This is a genomic window from Amphibacillus marinus, from assembly GCF_900110345.1.
Lineage (GTDB): Bacteria > Bacillota > Bacilli > Bacillales > Amphibacillaceae > Amphibacillus_D > Amphibacillus_D marinus.
Window position 1 is genome coordinate 23,364 of sequence record NZ_FODJ01000008.1, and the last position, 23,449, is coordinate 46,812.

A 23,449-nucleotide genomic window follows, 5' to 3' on the forward strand; every position below is an offset into this window, starting at 1 on the left:
TACTTTATAGCAAAACAGGGTAAAGTATAATGAACAGATCTTTGAGAGGGGTTAATTAAATGTCAATTGGTATTACAAAGACAAGGAAGGTAGTCATTGTCGGAACTGGATTTGTTGGCTCAAGTTATGCATATGCCTTGGTGAATCAAGGGGCAATTGATGAGTTGGTTTTAATTGATCTTGATTTTGAACGAGCAGATGGAGAGGCGCGGGACTTAAATCATGGGATGGCTTTTGGGTCTCCAATGCGTATTCGCGCAGGGGATTATGACGAATGTGCTGATGCGGACTTAGTCGTCATTACAGCTGGGGCTAATCAAAAACCTGGAGAAACGAGATTGGACCTTGTCGCTAAAAATGCTCAGATAATGAAAGGAATCGTTAAGCAAATAATGGATTCTGGTTTTGACGGTATCATAATTGTTGCCACCAACCCCGTCGACGTATTAACACAAGTGGTCTATAAAGTTTCTGGTCTTCCAAAGGAGAGGGTCATTGGATCTGGCACTATTTTAGATACCGCACGCTTCAGATATCTTTTAAGTGAATACTTCCAAGTGGATTCACGAAATGTACACGCCTATATTATTGGAGAGCACGGTGATTCAGAGCTGCCAGTTTGGAGTCATGTTCAAATAGGTGGATTGCCTTTAAATGTCTATGGCCAAATTGAAAACTATTATCAGGATCAAGATATGCAAGAGCTGTTTGAAAATGTTAGAGATGCCGCTTATCATATTATTGAACGTAAAGGGGCTACATACTATGGAATCGGTATGGGTCTAGCTCGTCTGACGAAGGCAATTTTAAATAACGAGAATTCTATTCTAACTGTATCAACTTACTTTGAGGGTGAATATGGTCTAAATGGTCTTTATCTTGGAATTCCTGCCGTAGTTAATCAATTTGGGATTCGTGAAATTTTGCGGTTAAGACTGTCAGATCAAGAGCAACAACAGCTTGAACATTCAGCAACAATTTTGAAGGATTTGCTTAATCAAATTGGCTATTAATAAACAAAACAGGTATGTTCTTTACTGAAGCATGCCTGTTCGAAATAAAAACTTGAGCATTTTTGCTTATTCTGCTAAACTAAAATAGTGTTGGTGTTTTTTTTAATGTTTGTGGGACGAAAACTGATCTCGCGGGACGAAAAACATCCCGAAAAGGGAGTAGAAGCATGAGTGAGTTAATTAATCTACAGAAATTACTGTGCCCTGATTTGCTTAAGACCATGCAAAGACGATACAAAATCCTACATACGATTCAACTGCTTGAACCGATTGGTAGGAGAGGTCTTTCAGAGCAAGTTGCCCTGAAAGAACGTGTTGTCCGTAGTGAACTTGACTATTTGGCACAACAGGGTATGATCGTTGTAAGTGCAAAGGGTGTATTATTAACTGCTACAGGTTTAGAAGTCATTACAAAGCTTACGCCATATCTTGATGACTTAAGCGGCTTTCAAGCGATTGAAGAAAAAATCAAGCAGACATTAAAACTTGATCATGTTATAATTACTCCTGGAGATAGCGATCAGCATGACTGGGTTAAACAAGATCTTGGGCTTCGTGCTGTTGAATTTTTGCAGCTCCAGCTTCAATCCAACCAAACCATCGCCGTAACTGGAGGCACAACGATGGCTACTGCTGCTGCTATGATGCGACCGTCTATCCATTCAAATGGCTGTGTATTTGTACCAGCTAGAGGTGGGTTAGGAGAACGTGTTGAAAATCAGGCCAATACGATTTGTGCAGAAATGGCAAAGAAAATGAAAGGTGACTATCGCATGCTTTACGTGCCCGATCCGCTAAGCGAAGAAACCTACCATTCAATCATTCAGGAGCCTGCGGTCAAAGACATTTTACATATGATTAATCAGGCTAGTATTGTCATGCACGGAATTGGTGATGCGTTTACGATGGCAAGGCGGAGAAAAGCTACCGCACACGTTTTGGACAAGCTTAAATCGGGAAAAGCCGTAAGTGAGGCATTCGGTTATTACTTCAACCGTTCTGGAGAAGTTGTCTATAAAGTTAGAACAGTAGGTATGCAATTAGAAGAACTGTCCAACATAAGAACAGTCATTGCAATTGCTGGTGGGAAATCGAAGGCAGAAGCAATTGACTCCTATCTCAGGCAAGGAAAAAGCAATGTGCTCATTACAGATGAAGCCGCTGCTAAAGCTTTGATAAAGGGTTTTTCCCTTTAAATAAATTAATGTAAACACAAGGAGGAAATAAGAATGACTGTAAAAGTAGGTATTAATGGGTTTGGTCGTATTGGCCGTTTAGCTTTCCGTCGTATCCAAGAGGTAGAAGGAATTGAAGTGGTGGCAATTAACGATTTAACTGACGCTGACCAGCTTGCACATTTATTAAAGTATGATACAACTCAAGGTCGCTTCAATGGTGATGTTGATGTTAAAGAAGGTTATTTCACTGTTAATGGTACAGATGTGAAAATCCTTTCTAACCGTAACCCAGAAGAATTACCATGGGGAGATCTTGGTGTAGATATCGTTCTTGAGTGTACAGGATTCTTTACTTCTAAAGAAAAAGCTGAGCTTCACCTTAAAGGTGGCGCGAAACGTGTCGTAATCTCTGCTCCAGGTGGAGATGACGTTCCAACAATCGTATATAACGTTAACCATGATACATTAACTGGTGATGAAACAGTTATCTCTGGCGCATCATGTACGACTAACTGTTTAGCACCTATGGCTAATACATTAAATAAACAATTTGGTGTTGTTGAAGGCTTAATGACAACTATTCACGCTTATACTGGTGATCAGAATACGCTTGACGCGCCACACCCTAAAGGGGATTACCGTCGTGCGCGTGCGGCGGCTGCAAACATCATTCCTAATACAACTGGAGCAGCTAAAGCTATTGGTCTTGTTATTCCAGAATTAAATGGTAAATTAGATGGTGCTGCGCAACGTGTTCCAGTTCCAACTGGTTCATTAACTGAGTTAGTAACTGTTCTTGACAAAGAAGTAACTGCTGAAGAAGTTAATGCAGCAATGAAAAATGCAGCAGATGAGTCTTATGGTTACACAGAAGATCAAATCGTTTCAGCTGATGTAATTGGGATTTCTTACGGTTCACTCTTTGATGCTACACAAACAAAAGTACTTAGCGTTGGTGGCAAGCAGTTAGTAAAAACTGTTGCTTGGTATGACAATGAAATGTCTTACACTGCGCAATTAGTACGTACATTAGAATATTTCGCAAAATTATAATATGTAAATGTAATTAAATAGCTTAAATAGATGAGCGGGAGCGTTCGCGCTTCCGCTATCTGTTTTGATTAAAGCATGTGCGAGCAATTCTAGCAGAGCTTTTTCTACTATGTTTATGGAGGCTTAAATTATGGCGAAAAAAATCGTAACTGACTTAGCTGTTGAAGGTAAAAAAGTACTTGTTCGTGCCGATTTTAATGTTCCAATGAAGGATGGTAACATTACTAATGATGATCGTATTGTACAAGCATTACCAACGATTAAGCATTTAATTGCCGAAGGTGCAAAGGTCATTCTTTTCTCACACTTAGGTCGAGTGAAGGAAGAGGCAGATAAAGAAGGAAAATCACTAAAACCAGTAGCAAATCGGTTAGCAGAGCTTCTTGGACAAGAGGTAACATTTGTTGCCGAAACACGTGGCGAAAAACTTGAGAACGCGATTGGCGCATTAGCTAGTGGCGATGTTTTAATGTTTGAAAACACACGGTTCGAGGATATCGATGGCAAAAAAGAAAGTAAGAACGATCCTGAACTAGGTAAGTATTGGGCAAGCCTTGGCGATCTGTTTGTAAATGACGCTTTCGGTACTGCACACCGTGCTCATGCATCGAATGTTGGGATTGCATCTAATCTAGATTCAGCAGCAGGCTTTTTAATGGAGAAAGAAATTAAATTTATTGGTGATTCAGTAGACAGCCCTGTTCGTCCGTTTGTCGCTATTTTAGGTGGTGCAAAGGTTAGTGACAAGATTGGTGTAATTGAAAACTTACTTGAAAAGGCTGATAAAGTTATTATCGGTGGCGGTATGTCATTTACATTCTTTAAGGCTCAAGGGAAAGAGATTGGAAAATCCTTACTCGAAGCTGATAAGGTCGAATTAGCCAAGGATTTATTAGAGCGCGCAAATGGAAAGATTATTCTTCCAGTAGATGCGACAGTAAATACTGAATTTGCTAATGAAGGTGATATCAAATCAGTGTCAGTTGATGAGCTTGAAGCTGATCAGATGGGTCTTGATATTGGACCTGAATCAGTTACACAATTTGCTAATGAGTTAGCAGGTGCAAAGACTGTTGTGTGGAATGGGCCAATGGGTGTTTTTGAACTTTCTAACTTTGCTAAAGGTACCGTTGGCGTTTGTGAAACAATTGCCAATTTAGAAGATGCAACAACCATTATTGGTGGTGGTGACTCAGCAGCGGCTGCGATGCAGTTAGGTTTTGCTGAGAAGTTCTCACATATTTCAACTGGTGGTGGGGCATCATTAGAATATTTAGAAGGTAAAGAATTACCTGGATTAGCTGCTATTAGCAACAAATAATTCAGCTAATTAACATAGTCACGAAAGGGTGCAGATTATGCGTAAACCAATTATTGCAGGGAACTGGAAAATGAATAAAGTCTCAGCAGAGGCGAGTAGCTTTGTAGCTGATACAAAAAGTAAAGTACCAGCTAGTGATAAGGTCGAATCAATTGTTTGCGTACCATTTCCTTATCTCCAGAAGTCAGTTGCTGAAACGAAAGGAACTGACCTTAAAGTAGCTGCTCAAAACATGCACTTTGAAGAGAGTGGTGCATTTACTGGTGAGGTTTCACCGGCTATGCTTAAGGATTTAGGTGTTGGGTACGTTGTTATCGGTCACTCAGAACGCCGTGAGCTTTTTGCGGAAACAGATGAGACAGTTAATAAAAAGGCGCATGCTGCGTTTGCTCATGGCATTACACCGATTATATGTGTGGGTGAAACATTAGAGCAACGTGAAGCGAACCAAACGAATGTCCTTGTGGCAGAGCAAGTAAAGAAAGCATTAGCAGGCTTAACAGAAGCTCAAGTTAAGCAATCGATTGTTGCCTATGAGCCAATTTGGGCAATTGGAACGGGTAAAACGGCTACCTCTGAGCAAGCTAATGAAGTTTGTACGCATGTTCGTAAAACGATTGCAGAGGTTGTTTCTACAGATGCTGCTGAAGCAGTTCGGATTCAATATGGTGGCAGTGTCAAGCCTGATAATATTGATGAACTGTTAGCTCAATCAGACATTGATGGGGCATTAGTAGGTGGAGCAAGCCTTGAAGCCGATTCATTCTTAAAGCTTGTGGAGGCTGGTGCGTAATGGCTCAAGATAAATTAGCAGCCCTTATTATTTTGGACGGCTTCGCACTGCGGGATGAAGAAAAAGGTAATGCTGTTAAGCACGCAAATACGCCTAACTTTGACCGTTATTGGAATCAATACGCTCATAACCAGTTAATTGCTTCTGGTGAAGCGGTAGGTCTTCCAGATGGACAAATGGGTAATTCAGAAGTCGGCCATTTAAATATTGGTGCGGGTCGCATTGTTTATCAAAGCTTAACACGAGTAAATTTGTCAGTTCGTGAAGGAGATTTCTTTACGAACATTGAAATTGTTAAAGCGGTTGAGCATGCATTAACAAACAATAAAGCACTTCATGTTTTTGGTTTGCTTTCTGATGGTGGTGTGCATAGTCATATTGAACACCTCTATGCTATTTTGAAATTGGCTAAAGATAAAGGACTTGAGCAAGTATTTGTACATGGTTTCTTAGACGGTCGTGATGTTGGTCAGAAGTCTGCTAAACAATATATTGAAGCTGCTCAGGCGAAAATGTCTGAAATTGGTATAGGTCAGTTTGCAACGATAGCAGGACGATATTATGCAATGGACCGTGATAAACGTTGGGACCGTGTTCAAAAAGCATATGACGCTATCGTTTATGGGAAGGGCCCACAGGCCAAAGATCCACTTACAATTGTTGATACAGCATATGGTGAAGACATTTATGACGAGTTTGTGTTACCAACGGTTATTGTAGATGATAACGGTGAGCCAATCGGGAAAGTATCCTCAGAGGATGCAATTATCTTCTTTAACTTCCGTCCGGATCGAGCAATTCAAATGTCACAAGCCTTTGCTAATAATGACTTTTCTGAGTTTAACCGTGGTGAAGTAGCGCCAACAGATATTTACTTTGTTTGTTTAATGAAATATAGTGATACAGTTACTGGTAGAATAGCTTATCCACCAACTGACTTAAAGAACACAGTAGGAGAAGTTTTAGCGAATAATGGCTTGAAGCAGCTAAGAATTGCTGAAACAGAAAAGTACCCACATGTGACCTTCTTTATGAGTGGTGGTCGTGAGCAGGAATTTGAAGGCGAAAAGCGAATTTTAATTGATTCACCAAAAGTAGCAACTTACGATTTAAAGCCTGAAATGAGTGCTTATGAAGTAACTGACGCTCTACTAAAAGAGCTAGATGAAGGTAATCAGAATGCAATTATCTTAAACTTCGCTAATCCAGATATGGTTGGTCACTCTGGTATGCTAGAGCCGACTGTCAAGGCCATTGAGGTGGTTGATGAATGCTTAGGAAAGATTGTTGATAAGATCATTGAAAAAGGTGGACAAGCAATCATTACCGCTGATCACGGTAACTCTGATGAGGTTGTCTCCTTGGATGGAACGCCAATGACCGCTCACACGACAAATCCTGTACCAGTCATTATTACCAAGGATGGGGTTGCTATCCGAGACGGCGGTATCCTAGGTGATTTGGCTCCAACCTTACTAGATCTATTAAACGTTGATAAACCAGCCGAAATGACTGGTCAATCATTAATAAAGTAGTTCCAAAAAACTTAAAATTAAAAGGAGACGAAAAACATGCCATACATTACAGACGTATATGCACGCGAAGTCATGGACTCACGTGGTAACCCAACAGTTGAAGTAGAAATTTATACAGAATCAGGTGCATTTGGTCGTGCTTTAGTACCAAGTGGTGCTTCAACAGGTGAATATGAAGCTGTTGAATTACGTGACGGGGACAAAGAACGTTACTTGGGTAAAGGTGTTCTTAAAGCAGTAGAAAATGTTAATGAAGTTATTGCACCTGAATTATTAGGTTTTGACGTAACACGTCAGGTTGTTATTGACCATTTACTATTAGAATTAGATGGTACACCTAACAAAGCTAAATTAGGTGCAAATGCAATCCTTGGTGTGTCAATGGCAGTCGCTCATGCTGCTGCAGATCACTTAGGCGTGCCATTATACACATACTTAGGTGGCTTTAACGCGACTACGCTTCCAACACCAATGATGAACATCGTTAATGGTGGCGAGCATGCTGACAATAACGTTGATATTCAAGAATTTATGATTATGCCAGTAGGTGCGCCTACTTTCAAAGAAGCATTACGTATGGGGGCTGAAATCTTCCATAGCTTGAAGAAAGTTCTTTCAGCAAAAGGTTACAACACTGCTGTCGGTGATGAAGGTGGTTTCGCACCTAACCTATCTTCTAATGAAGAAGCATTATCAACAATTATCGAAGCAATTGAAGCAGCTGGCTATAAACCAGGTGAAGAAGTTAAGCTTGCTATGGACGTAGCAGCTTCTGAAATCTATGAAGATGGTAAGTACAACCTTAAAGGCGAAGGAGTTGTTCGTACATCTGCTGAAATGGTTGATTGGTATGCTGAAATGGTTGAAAAATACCCAATCGTATCTATTGAAGATGGACTTGACGAGAATGACTGGGATGGTTTCAAACTTTTAACAGATAAATTAGGTGACAAAGTTCAATTAGTAGGTGACGATTTATTCGTTACCAACACTGAGAAGCTTTCAGAAGGTATTGAGAAAGGAATCGGTAACTCAATCCTAATTAAAGTTAACCAAATTGGTACACTTACTGAAACTTTCGAAGCAATTGAAATGGCAAAACGCGCTGGTTACACTGCTGTTATCTCTCACCGTTCTGGTGAAACAGAAGATGCAACAATCGCTGACATCGCAGTAGCAACAAATGCTGGACAAATTAAAACGGGTGCACCTTCACGTACTGATCGCGTTGCGAAATACAACCAATTACTACGTATTGAAGATGAGCTTGTAGATACAGCTAAATATGCTGGGAAAACAGCATTCTACAACTTAAGTAAATAATCGATATTTATTTAAGAACTATAATTGTAATAAGCCTTACCTCCAGTTGTTAGAAAACCTCTGACAACTGGAGTTTTTTTATTGTAAATTCTACTATATTTCTAATCATTAATTTAAAAGGGCAAATAACGGTTCTTCATCAAATGGCGTTGGGTTTGTATTACTCTAGCAAAAAGGGGCCGCATTCACCGAAGAGCACAGTCTCAGCCTCTTTAGAAAGCAAAAACACACTTTCTTGTGGGGTCTTCGCACACATGCTAGTCCCGCAGGAGTCGGCTTTTTTCTTTCGCCCAATCTTGTGAAATTATTTTTAGCAATGCTATTTTAAATAAAACCCAGATAACTTGTTATTAATACATACAATCATACAAGACTAGCCTTGTTACAGGATGCTGATTAGAAGGCCATAAGTTATGTCACTGTTAAGAGCTATCACTAATTCTAAATAAAAGAACGAGCCATTCATTATTCGGTTCTGTGCGATACAATGTCCAATAAGCGGATTCCTTTGAGCGCAACTTTAGTAAAGGCATAGATCCTCCCACCTCGTCGTTACCCTACCAACAAGTACCTCTTTTTAGCAAATGATGTTACCTTCTATTTGGACAGAGAATATAGTATAAAAAAGGCTGTCAGAGAGGGGAGCATGACGTTGACAAATAACATCAATTTTAACGGTCCGCTAGGCAATTGTTGTCCTGATAATGAGCCAGCATCAAGCGTCACCATCCATTCTATGTATGCGTCAAACACAATCGGTACTGCTATTACTGTCTTACTAGGTGGTGCTACTAATATTACGCTTCCTAGTAATCAAAGCCTCGATGGATTTATTGCAAATGGCACCAATACGATCTTTACCATTCCAGAAACAGGGCGTTACTACTTAACTTATCAAATTAATACAACAGCCTCACTTGGCATTGGGGCTGGTTCAAGGCTGCTACGAAATGGATCAACAGCGATTCCTGGAAGTATTGTTCGACCTATCGTTAGTACTGCAACGTTTAATAATGACCTCATTACTAATTTTACAGCTGGAAATACAGTCTCGCTTCAATTGTTTAGCTCGATCCTGTTAACGGCCACGCTACTATCTACAGCTGGTTCAGTTGGGGCAGCACTTACTATCATTAGAATTGAGTAATTTAGTAGTAGGTATGGGAAAAGTAATCATTCTAGAATGGAAACAAATTAAAGGATAAATTCATAGATTATCTAAAGAGGGGGAGTGAGTGAACATGGCAAATACTGAGCGCGACTTACTAGGTAACCATTGTTTAAATGTGATGCAAATATATGATTGGATTACACACTGTTCAAATCATAAAGTTAAAATACCGGTATTTCAAAAAAATAAAGCAAAAATTAACAAACAAGATATCTGTGGCGATTTCCACATGAAAGATGGCAGTCTTACCCCGATATTACTTTGGCACAATGCTTCCTCATCTTATTTGACAGGCACCATTTCCATTACAAATTATTTAGAAAGTCGCGGGTCAGTTAATGTCTATGTTAATCATAAGCACCTTCTCAGTATATCTCGTGGCACTTCAAAAAGCGTTACAGTCGATAATCTACAGTCTGTGTCAATATCCACTACTTCAAAGGCAATTAGTCAGGGAAGATACATGATTACCCTTAACGAAAAAATCATTTTAAATAATACAAAGCTGTTTGAGCTTGAGAATGTTAACCAGATGGAATGCTTTTTAACAGATAAAAATGGCAAAAGGATTGATCCCAATAAGTTAAATGAAATAAGTTGTAAAGAGATTACCCCAAAAAATAAAAGAGCACGCAAGATAATTAAATTGGCAGATGGTAAGCACGCTTCGCTGGAACGGGTGATAGTCCAAATAACAGGGTATGTGAGCCTCAAAAACTATAAGTTTAATTGCTGCCTTGGTCCTGTTCCATTTTGTTACCAAGCAGTTTATTTTCTCTGTGCACCAACTGGTACGAGCATTTCAGCCATTGTTGAGTCATTTTCATGTGAGATGTCTTTTGTACCAAGTTCTGATAATTGTGTGTGCTTTTACATTGAGATGAATTGTGCTAGTCGATTAAATATTAAATCATTTACTCATTCCAATATTGCTGTTACTGGCAAGGTAATAAAACCTCGTGAGTTGTTACGTTGTTAATGTAATCGCATGAAAAAGATTAGTGTTCATGTGTAAATAATTACGCAACTGTCGCATCAACATACTTAGGTTCAGTTAAGCTGGCTGAAGGATGGCGAAGTGTTACGTCTACGGATGGACAGAACGAGTAGCTTGTTTAATGAATGCGTACAACATTCCTAATATTACTGCCTAGTAACAGGTAACAAATGAGAACAAGGCCCATACTGTGTGATTATTTTATAAATGATTACCTAATATTGACCTTGTATTTTTTAAAAAAATAGTCTAATGTCAGCTAGTATTCGTCTAGACAATCAGGATATCCCTAACATAGAGTAATATGAATACAAATTTAAAAGAATAGGAGGAGAATAACATTGGCTCAATTAGGGAGTTGTTGTGGTGATGAGTTAGTAGGCGTTAATGACGCTGTCTGTTTTACAGTTGATTTGGAAGCAACGGGTGAAGGAGCAGATTTAATCTTATGGGAGGATGAAACAAGTTTTATTATAAATGGCTCAATTATGGTTGAGAATAATGGGATTATTGGGGCTTCGCCAACAGCTGCACTGACTGTAAATGGGGCTGCAATTCCTGGTTTTACTGTCGCACCTGGAGAGGCTAGGTCAATTACATTAAATGATATTGAAACAATTGGGTTAACTGGAACAGGAACAGGTACGGGTAGCGTTAAGGTTTCATTCTCTATTAATTACAAATATTAAGCCAATTAGTTTTAAGTAAATATAGTATACAGTGAATTTGGCCAGATATTGTATAATTTTTAAATAGTAAAGGTAGACTTAAATAACATCTAGATTAAGTTTTATCGATAACAATGCTAATTGTCACCTTATAACTTACAATGGGTAGTAGTTATAAAAGATCATAAAGTACTGTTTATAACCGGCTTTGAGAATTTTTTATGATAACGAGAAGGACGCTAAAGCGAAAATGTCTTTTAAAATAAATATTAACCCTAGTACCTAAATACTTAGGGTTAATATCTCCACTCACTTACGAATTAGATTGAGTCTGGTAAGGATAATTCAATTTCAGGCGATTCATTGACATCGACACGAACAATTCGAACACGTCGTTCTGAAACCTCTTCTGCGCAGATAGTCAAGTGTTCATAATTAAAACATTCACCATTGGTTGGGATGGCCTCAAAGTTTTCAATCACCCAACCGCCTAGAGAATGATAGCTACTATCAGGCTGTGGCACCTTCATCTTTTCAGCAAAATCATCTAGCGGATATTGGGCATCAAATTTAAAGACATTCTCGTTAACCTGTGAGACAGAGATCACTTTTTCATCCTGTTCGTCCCAAATTTCCCCAACAATTTCTTCAAGCACATCTTCCATGGTAATAATACCAGAAGTCCCACCAAATTCATCAATGACAATTGCCATGTGAATTTTCTCCTTTTGAAGCTGTAGTAACAGGCTTGAAATTTTGAGTGACTCAACGACAAATAGCGGCTCGCGCAGTAATTCTTTGACATTAACTTCACCAAATTTAATTAAATAGGTAAAAAACTCTTTTTCTGAGAGAATACCAATAATGTTATCAATGCTACCATCATAAACAGGTATTCTAGAAAAATGTTCTTGAAAGAAAATATGCTTAATCTCTTCAGTTGATTGATTAATATCAATGGCAATCATGTCAATGCGCGGGGTTAGAATTTCACCCGTAATCGTATCATCAAAATCCATTGATCGGTGAATCAATTCTCTTTCTTCACGATCAATGACACCCTCCTCTTCACTAAGATCAAGCATAATCTTTAGCTCTTCCTCAGTTAATGAAGGCATGTTTTCTTCATGGGTAAATAATTTAGTTACCGCTCTTTTTAAGCCTGAAAAAATAAAATTTAACGGCATTAGTAATTTAATAAGAACGTACATGATACCGGATATTGATAGTGCATATCGGTCAGCATACTCTTTTGCCAATGATTTCGGTAAAATTTCACCGAAAGTTAAAATAATGACCGTAGTAAACACAGTACTCACAATTAAGCCAATATTTTGCCCGAAAATTTGCGCAGCAATTGTAGCAGAAATACTAGCAGCTAGAATATTTACAATATTATTCCCTATTAGTATTGTTGATATCGTGTTATCGAATTTTTCAGCAATCTCTAACGCTTTTTTACTTCCTCTCCGACCTTCTTCTACAAAGTTCTTAAGTCTAATGTGACTAACACTTGAATATGCAGTTTCAGCAGATGAGAAAAAAGCGGATAGAATAACTAAAAAACCTAACAAAAAAATCGAATACAGGGGTATGTCTTCCAAAAAAATTCACGCTCCTAAAATAGTAAATAGTAAAGCGTACCCGTATTCAATCAGTTTTATTCACTCTATGGTTTAAGGAATTTACTTAAAGAATTGGGTTACGCAAAATGAAATAAAGCTATTATCCATTAGTGTAATCAAATTGCCATTGTTTTGCAACTTCCCAATTCACTCACTCCTAACTTTGCCTTCTCAAAAGAACGATGAAGGTATATAAATTCTATTATAGTTTATTTTATTCAGACTGTACAGAATCAGACATCTATTTTTCCGAAAAAAAATCAGCTAACTAAGTTGATTAAAAAAAGCCCTATTATGTCAAAATTTGACAATTAGGGCTTAGAAATTATTGATTTGTTTTCTCGCGAATGAATGCTTCTACTTCATCAGCAGTAGACATGCTTAATAGTTCATCTTTATAAGAAGCTAAATCCTCTTTTGATAAATCTTTAATCTGTGTCCGTGCTGGTAAAATAGAGGTTGCACTCATACTGAATTCATCAAGTCCAAGACCAAGTAAGATTGGGATAGCAATTGAGTCGCCAGCCATCTCACCACACATACCAGCCCACTTACCTTCAGCGTGAGCAGCCTCAATAACATTATTCACAAGGTTCAAAATAGCAGGGTGGTATGGTTGATACAGGTATGAGACACGTTCGTTCATACGATCAGCTGCCATTGTGTACTGAATTAAGTCATTTGTTCCGATACTAAAGAAATCAACCTCTTTAGCAAATTGACGTGCTATTACAGCAGTTGAAGGAATTTCAACCATAATTCCGATTTCGATGTCATCTGAAACGTTAACACCTTCGCTTGTTAGGTTTTCTTTTTCTTCAAGCAGTAGAGCTTTGGCATCACGGAACTCGTTCAAAGTTGCGATCATAGGGAACATGATTTTTAAGTTTCCGTATGTACTAGCACGAAGCAATGCCCGAAGCTGAGTACGGAAAATATCATCACGCTCTAGGCATAAACGAACGGCACGGAAGCCCAAGAACGGGTTCATTTCTTTAGGAAGATCAAGGTAACTTAATTCTTTATCGCCACCAATATCTAATGTACGAACAACCACTGGCTTATCACCCATTTGTTCTAATACAGACTTGTAAGCTTCAAATTGTTGATCTTCAGTAGGGAAATCACTATTTCCCATATAGAGAAATTCAGTTCGGTAAAGGCCCACACCTTCTCCACCATTGTTAAGTACACCCTGAACATCATCTGGAGTTCCAATGTTAGCGACTAGCTCAACATGAGTACCATCTTTGGAAATCGTAGGCTCATCCTTAAGCTGTGCCCAAACTTCTTTTTGTTTTTCAAAATCTGCCTGTTTTGCTTCATACTTAGCAATAACATCTTCACTTGGGTTAACAATAATCTCGCCTTCAACACCATCAACAATAATGATATCGCCGTCTTTTACATCAGTCGTTACTGTTTTAGTTCCAACAACTGCAGGTATTTCTAAAGAACGAGCCATAATTGCTGAGTGTGATGTACGGCCACCAATATTAGTAGTGAATCCTTTAACAAATTGCTTGTTTAGCTGTGCTGTATCAGAAGGTGTTAAATCCTCCGCAATAATAATAACCTCTTCATCAATTAGCGCAGGATCAGGAAAGGTAACGTTAAGTAAATGAGCCATTACACGTTTCGTAACGTCACGTATATCAGCCGCACGTTCACGCATGTATTCGTTGTCCATATTCTCAAACATGCTGATAAACATGTTAGCGACTTCATCTAAAGCCGCTTCAGCATTAACGCTTTCATTCTTAATTTTATCTTGCATTGGTGCAATCATTTCAGGATCATTTAAAATAAGCAAGTGAGCAGAGAAAATTTCAGCGTGCTCATCACCAAGTGATTGACGAGCATTTTCTTTAATCTTTTCTAACTCTTGCTTGGAAATTCCAAGTGCGTCCTGAAGTCTTGTTACTTCACTTTCTACATCGTCTACTTTCTTCGTCTCAAAAGAAAGCTCAGGTGCCTCTAATGTGTATGCTTTCGCAATAGCGACACCATTTGATGCTGCAATCCCTTTAAGCATTGACATAGGTAATTACTCTCCTAATCCTTCTTGCTTAATGACATCATAGATTGCGTCAACTGCTTCTTGTTCATCAGAACCCTCAGCAACAATCTTAATTTCTGCATCTTTAGGGATACCTAGAGACATAACACCCATAATTGATTTTAAGTTTACGGACTTACCATTGTATTCTACGGTAACGTCAGAAGCAAAGTTACCTGCTTTGTTAACAAGTACAGTTGCTGGACGTGCGTGAACGCCTGTAGCGTCTGTAATTAATACTGTTTTTTCTGCTGCCATGAAAAAAACCTCCTATAAAGTTTTAAATTAAATTTATTCAGTATACCACAAGTCTAATTTTACTTTGTTTTGCAGTATGATTTCAAGTCATAAGATTAAAAAAACAAGGTAAAACTGGTTGGTGCATTTTCAGTCGTTATCGAAAAAAGCACGCTTTCTCTAGTATACACTTTTCATACCATATCATTTTACCACTATCAAGTCCATTATCAAATTTATGTTACATTTCTTTTAGAAATCGGTTTCTTCCACCATTACTAAGGGAAGAAGCGCTTCCACATCTTTTTTTTCTGCTAAGTCGTGGTTGAAGGCCGTAGCACTACCAGCGGCTACTGCGTAACGAAAAGCTTCGCTAGTACTTGTACCACTTGTATAACCAGCTAGAAAACCAGCAACAGTTGAATCACCTGCACCAACTGTATTCACAACGTTTCCCTGTGGTGCTTGAGCCATAAAGCTTTCCGTTTGACTTAAATAAATTGCCCCTGCTCCCCCCATAGAAATAATAACATGTTCGACACGATTGCTTAACAGCTGTTTACCATAAAAGATCGCATCTTCTACAGAATTAATTGTGGTATTAAATAACTCACCTAACTCATGCTGATTTGGCTTAACTAAGAAAATTGGTGTACCAAGTAGTGACCTTAAAGCCGCACTTGACGTATCAACAACAACCTTAACACCTAATTGATGACAGACGTTAGCAAACTGTACATATATGTTAGTAGGCAATGAAGAAGGAAGGCTACCTGCCAGGACTAAAATATCATTCGGTGACAGTGCTTGAATCTGTTTAAACAATTGCACTTGTTGCTGCTCGCTAATGCGAGGACCAGGCCCATTAAATTCAGTCTCATGATTTGCTTTCAGTTTCATGTTTATTCTTGTTGGTTCATTGACCTCAATAAATTGTGTGGTTATCGCTTCTGCCAGTAAAGCATCTTCTATGAACTTACCGGTAAACCCACCAATAAAACCAAGAGCGGTATTATCAATTGCGAGTCGCTTTAAAATGCGAGATACATTAATTCCCTTTCCACCAGGGAAATATTCTGGCTCTTCACCTCGGTTTAACGCGCCTAAGCGACAATGTTCAACCTTAAGGATATAGTCTAGCGAAGGGTTAACCGTACATGTATAAATCACGCTTTCACCACCAATATTTCAGTTTTTTGTTGATAGTTCTTTAATGTATTTTCATCAATATGATCAATAATAAGTGTTGCTTGACTTAGATCAGCTATCTTGGCAAAGCTTCTTTGCTGAAGTTTGGAATGATCGGCGATAACATAGCATTGTTTCCCTAAGCTAAGAGCAGTTTGCTTGACAGCCGCTTCTTCTGGATCTGGGGTTGAATAGCCACTTTGCTCATCAATGCCATTAGTCCCAATAAGAACGTAGTCAAAATAATAATCATTTAGTGCTGCTAACGCTTTTGTTCCTACTATAGCTTTTGTGGTAAACTTGACAGATCCCCCAAGTAAATAGGAGTCGATATTAAATTGTTGCAAAGCGTCTAAATGGGTAATCCCGTTTGTCACAACTGTCACACTTTTATTAGCTAAATAAGGGATGATTTCGAATGCTGTCGTGCCTGCATCTAAATAGAGACAAGCCTGCTCAGTAATGAGAGATGCTGTGTACTTGGCGATTCTTTGTTTAGCTTCAATATTATATATGGACTTCTCTAGAAAGCTGAGCTCTTGCTGAGCAGAGTGCTTACTTGATGCCCCTCCGTGTACGCGTTTTAGTCTATTTAATGCCTCTAACTCACTCAAATCTCGTCGTATGGTAGACTCAGATGCTGAAGTCACTTGTACCAGTTCCTTAATTGTAACAAGGTTCTTCTGACTTAATAGATCGAGAATTAAACGATGACGTTTAGCTGTTAACATAGTTACCTCCAGGCAAATAATTATTCAGTTTAATCAAAAAGAAAAACGCTTAAAATAAGCTTCTTTTCTATCATAATCAAATTCAATCAGGTTTTCAATCAAAAACAGTCAAAAACGATCATTTTTTTGTTCTTATTTTTTTATTCTTAGTGAATTAGCTTGAGTCTAACCTATTTTTATGCTAAATTAATACTAGTGAATTTTAATAAGTTATCGATCTTTATTTTAAAGGTATAAAGCTCTTTAGGAGGTGGACGCAACTATGCAAGCTGTTGCGCTAACATTATTAATTATTACATCAATAGCTTTAATTGTACTGGTAGCGATGCAATCAAGTAAAAGTGAAGGACTTTCTGGTGCTATTTCTGGTGGTGCTGAGCAACTATTCGGTAAGAAAAAAGCTAGAGGTATTGATGCTGTATTACAACGCTTAACAATTGTTATGTCTGTTATATTTTTTGTTTTAACCTTTGCGTTAGGTTACATTATTTAATGACGATCACGCCAACCCTCTCTTGACAATAGAGAGGGTTTTTTTTCGATCTGATGAACAATAAGTGTGCATGGTAGGATTCAATTTGATAAGATTAAGCCACTATAAGAGATAGATTTTTAATATGCCGAGTGAGAAGGGACAAACTAACGATGAAAATACAAGAACCTAAACCATTTATGTTTAAAGAAGGGAAGCGAGCGGTACTATTATTACATGGCTTTACAGGCCATAGCGCTGACGTCCGCATGCTCGGTCGATTTTTACAAAAGAAGGGGTACACCTCTTCTGGACCAATTTATCGCGGCCATGGAAAAGCGCCAGAAGATTTATTAGTAGGGGGGGCAGCCACATGGTGGGAAGACGTCCAAACCGCCTATCAAAGCTTAAAAGAGCAGGGTTATCAGAAGATTGCTGTTGTAGGTTTATCATTGGGTGGTGTCTTAGGTCTAAAGCTTGCATACTCAGAATCAGTAGTGGGAGTTGCCCCAATGTGTTCACCAATGTTTTTTGATAATCAAGCGCAACTTAGTGCTGGATTTCGCTATTACTCACGTCAATATAAGAAGTTTGAAGGCAAGAATGAAGAGCAAGTTGAGAAAGAAGTAGACCAACTTATTAAGGATGCTGAACCATTATTTGAGGACTTAGCAGGCTTAATTAAAGAAGTCAATCAACATATTGACCATATTTACACACCTACACTTGTTATTCAAGCTAAGGATGATGAAATGATTAATCCGAAAAGTGCCAGCTATATTTTTGATACAGTAGAAAGTGAGCACAAGAGCCTTAAGTGGTTTGAACAAGCTGGTCACGCAATTACCCTGGGGCCGAAGAAAGAGGCTGTTCATGAGGAAATCTATCAGTTTTTAGAATCGTTAGATTGGGAATAATACTTATAAACGTATATAAAAGAAAGGAGCTGAGCGCTTGAATCAATTAAAAGAGAAAATAATGAACTTTTTTTCTGAAAAAGCCGAAAAACCGTTAAAGGTTGATGACATCCAAACTGGCTTAGCGTTAGATCCAGCTGACCCAGAGATATTTAAGGAGCTCGTTAAAGCATTAAATATACTAGAGCAAGAAGGAGATTTATTATTAACACGAAAAAATCGGTACGTTCTACCAAACAGAATTGGCCTAATTAAAGGGCGAATTCAGATGCACAAAAAAGGTTTTGCCTTCCTTTTACCAGATGACGAAGCACAAAAAGATATCTATATTAATCCAAGTGATTTAAAGGGAGCAATGAACAAAGATTATGTTCTTGTTCGCATTACAACTGAACAAGTGGGAGATCGGCGCTTGGAGGGTGAGGTAGAGCGGATTATTGAGCGGCTTTCAACACGTGTAATTGGCACTTATGAAGATAAAGGGAGCTTTGGCTTTGTTATCGCTGATGATAAACGCATTCCAAATGATATCTTTATAAAGAAGGCCGATACGAAGGGAGCAGTTACTGGACATAAAGTTATTGTTAATTTGACAAAATTTCCTGAAGGCACAATGGCTGCTGAGGGTGAGATTACTGAAATTCTAGGACATAAGAATGATCCTGGGATGGATATTATTTCAATTATTCATAAACACGATATTACAATTGATTTTCCAGAAGCGGTGCTTGAACAAGCTGAACAGACACCAGAGCAAATTGATCCTACTGAATTAGACCAACGCCGTGATTTGCGAAATAAGCAAATTGTAACGATTGATGGTGCTGACGCAAAGGATCTCGATGATGCTGTTACAGTTGAAAAATTGACGAATGGTAATTATAAGCTAGGCGTATACATTGCCGATGTTTCCTATTATGTTGAGTCAGGGTCACCGATTGACCAGGAAGCAGCAGAGCGTGGGACAAGCGTTTATTTAGTAGACCGTGTTATTCCGATGATTCCACACCGCTTATCAAACGGCATTTGTTCACTAAATCCTAACGTTGATCGCTTAACGATGGGTTGTGAAATGGAGATAAACGTAGCAGGCGAAATTGTTAATCATGAGATTTTTCAAAGTGTTATTAACACGACTGCAAGAATGACCTATCAAGAGGTTAATCAAATCCTTGTTGATGATGATGAAATGGTTAAATCAAAGTATCAGCAGCTTGTGCCATTATTTAAAGAAATGGAGCAACTAGCGCAAGTATTAAGGGCTAAACGCTTTCAAAGAGGTGCCATTGATTTTGACTTTAAAGAGGCAAAAGTTTTAGTCGATGAGACTGGCCATGCTAACGATGTTGTACTAAGAGAGCGATCAGTCGCTGAGAAGTTAATTGAAGAATTTATGCTTGCAGCTAATGAAACAATTGCTGAACATTTTCATTGGCTCGATGTCCCATTTATTCACCGTATTCATGAAGACCCAGACGAAGAAAAACTACAAAAGTTTTTTGAATTTGTTGGGCAATTTGGTTATCACGTAAAAGGGACTGCTAATGATATCCACCCGCAAGCTTTACAAAAGCTACTTGAGCAAGTTAAGGGCGAGCAAGAGGAGATGGTCATTTCTAAACTCATGCTACGATCGATGAAACAGGCTAAGTATGATCCAGATAGCGTTGGTCACTTTGGTTTAGCAACGCAGTTTTACACTCATTTTACTTCACCAATAAGACGCTATCCAGATTTAATTGTTCACCGTTTAATTAGAACCTATTTAATTGATGGTAAAGTTGATCAATCAACACAAAGCTATTGGAAGAGTAAGCTGCCTGAAATAGCTAAGCACACATCAGAACGAGAGCGAGTGGCAGTAGATGCTGAGCGAGAAACGGACGATTTAAAGAAAGCGGAATATATGCAAGGTAAGATTGGTGAGGAATTTGATGGCGTCATTAGCTCAGTGACGGGATTTGGGCTGTTTGTCGAATTGGAAAATACTGTTGAAGGACTTGTGCATGTCAGTGATTTAACCGATGATTATTATGCATTTGATGAAAAAACATTTGCAATGATTGGCGAACGAACTGGAAATGTATTTAGAATTGGTGATACTGTTACAATTAGAGTTGCAGCTGTTAATTTGGAAGAGCATGCGGTAGATTTTGAAATCGTGGGCATGAAAAAGCAAGCCCGTCGACGTCAATCAACGCCTTCTGTAACGCCAACTACAAGAAAGAATGATAAAAAAGACAAAAAGACCAAGAAAGGAAGCCGGAAGAAAGGTAAACGAAAAGGTAAATTGATACCACCAAAAGCAGTGAAGAAAAAGCGGAAATAGTCAGATACTAAGAGATAGGCCACAATTAAATAGTAAAAATTAAAATCCGAACATTAAGAAGGAAACGCAAGGTAAATGACATAATGCGTTCTGATTATAATGTTCGGACTTTTCTTACCTGAACGACAGCGTGTTTGTTTTTATTGATATCAGATCGTACGTTCGCTTTTTTGTTGACCAACTATTAATAATTTGATAAAATTATGCTATTAAAAAGCAAAGGTGTGAGGGAAGATGACAGTTGAAATTGTTCAGGTCCTGCGCGAGCAGTTTCCTAGAGTACGGTTAATCGGGAAATGCTACACAAACGAGGATCGCGATCGGCATGGTGGCTACTCTGAGAAATGGGAAGAGTGGTTTGCATTGGATTGGTTTGATCAACTTGAGGAGCTTAACCCCTTGTCTGAAATTGAGAGCGGTTACTTTGGTTTAATGGGATGTAGTGAAGATTTTAATACTTTTCAATACTGGATAGGCATGATGTTTGCAGAAGGTACGCCAGCACCAAAGGGCTACCAGTATGTTGATCTTCCTGAGAGTGATGTAGGGGTTTGCTGGGTTAAAGGAAAAGAGGAAACAGGGGAGATTTATGGAGAGCGACCTCATAATCTTGCTATTGAACAATTAAAGCAACACGGAATGGATCAGCTTTGTGATGATTTTAGCGGTGCTGATGAAAAATGGTGGTGGTTTTTTGAACGCTATAATACGCCGCGATTTACCAATAAACAAGAAGACGGAACGGTCATATTAGATTATGGTGTCTTTATAAAATAGAGAATAGAGGTGGTCTACCTTTCGTAGCCGCCTCTATGCCTCAGTTTTTAATCATGTTATTTAAAGAATAGCCATATAAAATCCAGCCATCCAGTAAATCAAACGCATGCTGATTAGGAATTTCTTTAAAGCCATTAATAGTAAAATCAAACCACGGTGTTTGTTGTTCATGTTCTTCTCTCAAATAAAGATCAATTGTTTCAAAAAGTCCGGCTTGCGTAAAATGGTCATCCCAAAAGTAGTGAATATGCGCATAGCTTTCACCTTTAAAGTCATTAGAAATAAATAACCACCGATTATTAGCGGTGTTGCTGAATACCCGTGTCGCACCTAATTTATGATCCGAAATTAGGCTGTGGCTATAAGGAAATGGATAATAGCATTCATAGTGATAAATATCAAGAGCGTCATTTGCGAGATTAGCTAAAATATCTCTTTTAACCGGTAAAGCAGTAATTTCATCCCATGGTTGCCCTGGTCTATTACCTGCTGCTGTTCGATTTATTAGTGGTAAACTATAGTAGCTTTTTACGGGTGAAAAAGCTAGCTTGTTTAAAACACGCTGGGCTGCCTTGTTAGCCATGTTTGTGTAGCCACCTAACCACTTAACAGTTGGTATGCCACTCAGCTCTTCAATTATCTGCTTTAGGAGTAATGTTGCGTACCCCCGACCCTGAAAACGAAGATCACTTCTTAACCTACCGAGCATGGCATTGCCACCAGGAAAGATTGTATAACCCGCTACTGTAATGAGTTGATTATTAATAAACATACCATAAAGCGCATTTTCTGGTGGGGTAACAAGACGCTTATAAACAGCAATGATATAGTCATCTGCAATCCCAGTTTGCATGGCTTGATATTTAGGTAGATCTTGTTCTGTTAATTGCCTTATCTCCATTTTTGGTAAACTCCTTTAAGCTATCTTATTCCGATCATATCATCGCATATTAGCTTTGGATTTGTCCAATAAATTAGCATGTTTAAGATTGTTTTCGTTTGTTCAACCTGTTAAAATAAAGTGTGCGCTTGCACGTGTCAGGAGGAGTATAGATGCCTAAAGGTACTGGGAAGGTCATTGCTCAGAATAAAAAAGCAAATCATGACTATTTTATAGAAGAAACTATTGAAGCTGGTCTTGTTTTACAAGGTACAGAAATTAAAGCGATTCGAGCTGGTCGAATAAATATGAAGGATAGCTTTGCACGTGTCGAGCGAGGCGAGGTTTTTTTACACAATCTGCATATTTCACCATATGAGCAAGGGAACCGCTATAATCACGAACCAACGCGGACGCGAAAGCTCCTATTGCATCGAAAGCAAATTAGTAAGTTAATTGGCGAGACACAACAAGCAGGCTATTCACTTGTCCCAATTAAAGTTTATCTTAAGAATGGCTTTGCAAAGGTATTAATTGGATTGGGTAAAGGGAAGAAAAAATACGATAAGCGAGAGGATTTAAAGCAAAAGCAGGCAAAAAGAGATATGGATCGCGCTGTTAAAGATCGTTATTGATAACTTGAAAAAAATTTAAATTTTGTTATAATAATGGTGTAAGACAAAACTAAATAGAATTGCTTAATTTAATTCTGCTTCGTTTTGTTCCTGTTTTTATGGGGACGTTACGGATTCGACAGGGGTAGATTGAGCTCAAGTTGCGTGTCGAGGTTACGACTCGTTAATCGTTACCCGCCAATAATAACTGGCAAACAAAACAATTTCTCTTTAGCAGCTGCGTAAGTAGCCTAAAGGATCCTTCCTAGCATCGCCCGTGTGCCAGGTTAGGGTCTCAACTTTAGCGGGATACGCTAGTCACCCACCGTCTGGGGTGACTAGAAGAGCACAATCAGACTAGCTACTAGGACGCCTGTTGATTGGCTGAATAGCTAGCGAATTGTGAATAAATCAACTACACATGTAGAAGCTTGAGTGCCAATATCTCTGGACGTGGGTTCAACTCCCACCGTCTCCACCAATACATACCGGTGGAACCCGCTTATTCAGCCCAAGATCCTTGCCAGCTAAGGATTTTGGGCTTTTTGATTTTGTGTGTTAAGCAGAG

The 23,449-nt window shown here is 38.6% G+C and carries 21 protein-coding genes and 1 other RNA gene; 16 read left to right on the top strand and 6 right to left on the bottom strand.

Annotation, left to right across the window (positions count from 1 at the left end; all coding sequences use genetic code 11):
- The first annotated feature begins 59 nt into the window (after window positions 1-59).
- From BM000_RS11095 to BM000_RS11140, 10 genes are all read left to right on the top strand, one after another.
- On the top strand, window positions 60-1,013 hold the full coding sequence (locus BM000_RS11095; RefSeq protein WP_091498233.1) for an L-lactate dehydrogenase: 954 nt from the start codon (window positions 60-62) through the stop codon (window positions 1,011-1,013).
- Window positions 1,014-1,180: 167 nt separating this feature from the next.
- Entirely contained in the window at window positions 1,181-2,209 is a 1,029-nt protein-coding gene (locus BM000_RS11100) for a sugar-binding transcriptional regulator (RefSeq protein WP_091498237.1), read from the top strand.
- A gap of 33 nt (window positions 2,210-2,242) precedes the next feature.
- Entirely contained in the window at window positions 2,243-3,244 is a 1,002-nt protein-coding gene (gene gap / locus BM000_RS11105; RefSeq protein WP_091498249.1) for a type I glyceraldehyde-3-phosphate dehydrogenase, read from the top strand.
- 130 nt (window positions 3,245-3,374) lie between these two features.
- Window positions 3,375-4,565 (top strand): phosphoglycerate kinase, encoded by a 1,191-nt coding sequence (locus BM000_RS11110; protein ID WP_091498251.1) that lies wholly within the window; start codon window positions 3,375-3,377, stop codon window positions 4,563-4,565.
- A gap of 37 nt (window positions 4,566-4,602) precedes the next feature.
- On the top strand, window positions 4,603-5,358 hold the full coding sequence (tpiA, locus tag BM000_RS11115) for a triose-phosphate isomerase (protein WP_091498252.1): 756 nt from the start codon (window positions 4,603-4,605) through the stop codon (window positions 5,356-5,358).
- Window positions 5,358-6,893 (top strand): 2,3-bisphosphoglycerate-independent phosphoglycerate mutase, encoded by a 1,536-nt coding sequence (gpmI, locus tag BM000_RS11120; RefSeq protein ID WP_091498254.1) that lies wholly within the window; start codon window positions 5,358-5,360, stop codon window positions 6,891-6,893. The genes tpiA and gpmI overlap by 1 nt, the downstream gene beginning before the upstream one ends.
- Before the next feature lie 36 nt (window positions 6,894-6,929).
- On the top strand, window positions 6,930-8,216 hold the full coding sequence (eno, locus tag BM000_RS11125; protein ID WP_091498255.1) for a phosphopyruvate hydratase: 1,287 nt from the start codon (window positions 6,930-6,932) through the stop codon (window positions 8,214-8,216).
- A 652-nt stretch (window positions 8,217-8,868) separates the two neighbouring features.
- Window positions 8,869-9,363 (top strand): BclA C-terminal domain-containing protein, encoded by a 495-nt coding sequence (locus BM000_RS11130; RefSeq protein ID WP_245751643.1) that lies wholly within the window; start codon window positions 8,869-8,871, stop codon window positions 9,361-9,363.
- 94 nt (window positions 9,364-9,457) lie between these two features.
- Complete coding sequence (locus tag BM000_RS11135; protein WP_091498259.1) at window positions 9,458-10,366, top strand: S-Ena type endospore appendage; 909 nt, start codon at window positions 9,458-9,460, stop codon at window positions 10,364-10,366.
- A 359-nt stretch (window positions 10,367-10,725) separates the two neighbouring features.
- Window positions 10,726-11,073, top strand: coding sequence for a DUF3992 domain-containing protein (locus BM000_RS11140; RefSeq protein WP_091498261.1), 348 nt, complete (start codon window positions 10,726-10,728; stop codon window positions 11,071-11,073).
- Between the two features lie 299 nt (window positions 11,074-11,372).
- Here BM000_RS11140 and BM000_RS11145 read toward each other — a convergent pair whose 3' ends face one another.
- The 5 genes from BM000_RS11145 to BM000_RS11165 all read right to left on the bottom strand — a co-directional run bounded on the left by BM000_RS11145 (window position 11,373) and on the right by BM000_RS11165 (window position 16,892).
- The gene (locus BM000_RS11145; protein WP_091498264.1) at window positions 11,373-12,656 is read right to left on the bottom strand and encodes a hemolysin family protein; all 1,284 of its coding nucleotides are present in this window, start codon (window positions 12,654-12,656) and stop codon (window positions 11,373-11,375) included.
- Between the two features lie 346 nt (window positions 12,657-13,002).
- Entirely contained in the window at window positions 13,003-14,718 is a 1,716-nt protein-coding gene (gene ptsP, locus BM000_RS11150) for a phosphoenolpyruvate--protein phosphotransferase (RefSeq protein ID WP_091498267.1), read from the bottom strand.
- A 6-nt stretch (window positions 14,719-14,724) separates the two neighbouring features.
- Window positions 14,725-14,994 (bottom strand): phosphocarrier protein HPr, encoded by a 270-nt coding sequence (locus BM000_RS11155; protein ID WP_091498270.1) that lies wholly within the window; start codon window positions 14,992-14,994, stop codon window positions 14,725-14,727.
- A gap of 231 nt (window positions 14,995-15,225) precedes the next feature.
- Entirely contained in the window at window positions 15,226-16,143 is a 918-nt protein-coding gene (gene pfkB / locus BM000_RS11160) for a 1-phosphofructokinase (RefSeq protein ID WP_091498273.1), read from the bottom strand.
- Window positions 16,140-16,892, bottom strand: a complete 753-nt coding sequence (locus tag BM000_RS11165; RefSeq protein ID WP_091498276.1) for a DeoR/GlpR family DNA-binding transcription regulator — start codon at window positions 16,890-16,892, stop codon at window positions 16,140-16,142. The genes pfkB and BM000_RS11165 overlap by 4 nt, the downstream gene beginning before the upstream one ends.
- A 262-nt stretch (window positions 16,893-17,154) precedes the next feature.
- Between BM000_RS11165 and secG the strand changes: the two genes are divergently transcribed.
- The 4 genes from secG (at window position 17,155) to BM000_RS11185 (ending at window position 21,387) form a co-directional block, all read left to right on the top strand.
- Entirely contained in the window at window positions 17,155-17,385 is a 231-nt protein-coding gene (gene secG, locus BM000_RS11170; protein WP_091498278.1) for a preprotein translocase subunit SecG, read from the top strand.
- 152 nt (window positions 17,386-17,537) lie between these two features.
- Entirely contained in the window at window positions 17,538-18,281 is a 744-nt protein-coding gene (locus tag BM000_RS11175; protein WP_091498281.1) for an alpha/beta hydrolase, read from the top strand.
- A 61-nt stretch (window positions 18,282-18,342) separates the two neighbouring features.
- Entirely contained in the window at window positions 18,343-20,610 is a 2,268-nt protein-coding gene (rnr, locus tag BM000_RS11180) for a ribonuclease R (RefSeq protein WP_245751653.1), read from the top strand.
- A 234-nt stretch (window positions 20,611-20,844) separates the two neighbouring features.
- A complete protein-coding gene (locus tag BM000_RS11185) occupies window positions 20,845-21,387 on the top strand; it encodes a hypothetical protein (RefSeq protein WP_091498284.1) in 543 nt (180 codons plus the stop codon).
- 40 nt (window positions 21,388-21,427) lie between these two features.
- Here the strand turns inward: BM000_RS11185 and BM000_RS11190 are convergent, their stop codons facing one another.
- Window positions 21,428-22,288, bottom strand: coding sequence for a GNAT family N-acetyltransferase (locus BM000_RS11190; protein WP_091498286.1), 861 nt, complete (start codon window positions 22,286-22,288; stop codon window positions 21,428-21,430).
- Between the two features lie 152 nt (window positions 22,289-22,440).
- Between BM000_RS11190 and smpB the strand changes: the two genes are divergently transcribed.
- Complete coding sequence (smpB, locus tag BM000_RS11195) at window positions 22,441-22,902, top strand: SsrA-binding protein SmpB (RefSeq protein ID WP_091498289.1); 462 nt, start codon at window positions 22,441-22,443, stop codon at window positions 22,900-22,902.
- Window positions 22,903-23,002: 100 nt separating this feature from the next.
- Window positions 23,003-23,362, top strand: a transfer-messenger RNA (tmRNA) gene (ssrA, locus tag BM000_RS11200).
- Window positions 23,363-23,449 lie beyond the last annotated feature (87 nt).

Bases quoted from the DNA above. Each gene is read 5' to 3' on its own strand.
- BM000_RS11095 (WP_091498233.1), top strand. From the start codon at position 60: ATGTCAATTGGTATTACAAAGACAAGGAAGGTAGTCATTGTCGGAACT.
- BM000_RS11100 (WP_091498237.1), top strand. From the start codon at position 1,181: ATGAGTGAGTTAATTAATCTACAGAAATTACTGTGCCCTGATTTGCTT.
- gap (WP_091498249.1), top strand. From the start codon at position 2,243: ATGACTGTAAAAGTAGGTATTAATGGGTTTGGTCGTATTGGCCGTTTA.
- BM000_RS11110 (WP_091498251.1), top strand. From the start codon at position 3,375: ATGGCGAAAAAAATCGTAACTGACTTAGCTGTTGAAGGTAAAAAAGTA.
- tpiA (WP_091498252.1), top strand. From the start codon at position 4,603: ATGCGTAAACCAATTATTGCAGGGAACTGGAAAATGAATAAAGTCTCA.
- gpmI (WP_091498254.1), top strand. From the start codon at position 5,358: ATGGCTCAAGATAAATTAGCAGCCCTTATTATTTTGGACGGCTTCGCA.
- eno (WP_091498255.1), top strand. From the start codon at position 6,930: ATGCCATACATTACAGACGTATATGCACGCGAAGTCATGGACTCACGT.
- BM000_RS11135 (WP_091498259.1), top strand. From the start codon at position 9,458: ATGGCAAATACTGAGCGCGACTTACTAGGTAACCATTGTTTAAATGTG.
- ptsP (WP_091498267.1), bottom strand. From the start codon at position 14,718: ATGTCAATGCTTAAAGGGATTGCAGCATCAAATGGTGTCGCTATTGCG.
- BM000_RS11155 (WP_091498270.1), bottom strand. From the start codon at position 14,994: ATGGCAGCAGAAAAAACAGTATTAATTACAGACGCTACAGGCGTTCAC.
- BM000_RS11165 (WP_091498276.1), bottom strand. From the start codon at position 16,892: ATGTTAACAGCTAAACGTCATCGTTTAATTCTCGATCTATTAAGTCAG.
- secG (WP_091498278.1), top strand. From the start codon at position 17,155: ATGCAAGCTGTTGCGCTAACATTATTAATTATTACATCAATAGCTTTA.
- BM000_RS11175 (WP_091498281.1), top strand. From the start codon at position 17,538: ATGAAAATACAAGAACCTAAACCATTTATGTTTAAAGAAGGGAAGCGA.
- rnr (WP_245751653.1), top strand. From the start codon at position 18,343: ATGAACTTTTTTTCTGAAAAAGCCGAAAAACCGTTAAAGGTTGATGAC.
- BM000_RS11185 (WP_091498284.1), top strand. From the start codon at position 20,845: ATGACAGTTGAAATTGTTCAGGTCCTGCGCGAGCAGTTTCCTAGAGTA.
- BM000_RS11190 (WP_091498286.1), bottom strand. From the start codon at position 22,288: ATGGAGATAAGGCAATTAACAGAACAAGATCTACCTAAATATCAAGCC.
- smpB (WP_091498289.1), top strand. From the start codon at position 22,441: ATGCCTAAAGGTACTGGGAAGGTCATTGCTCAGAATAAAAAAGCAAAT.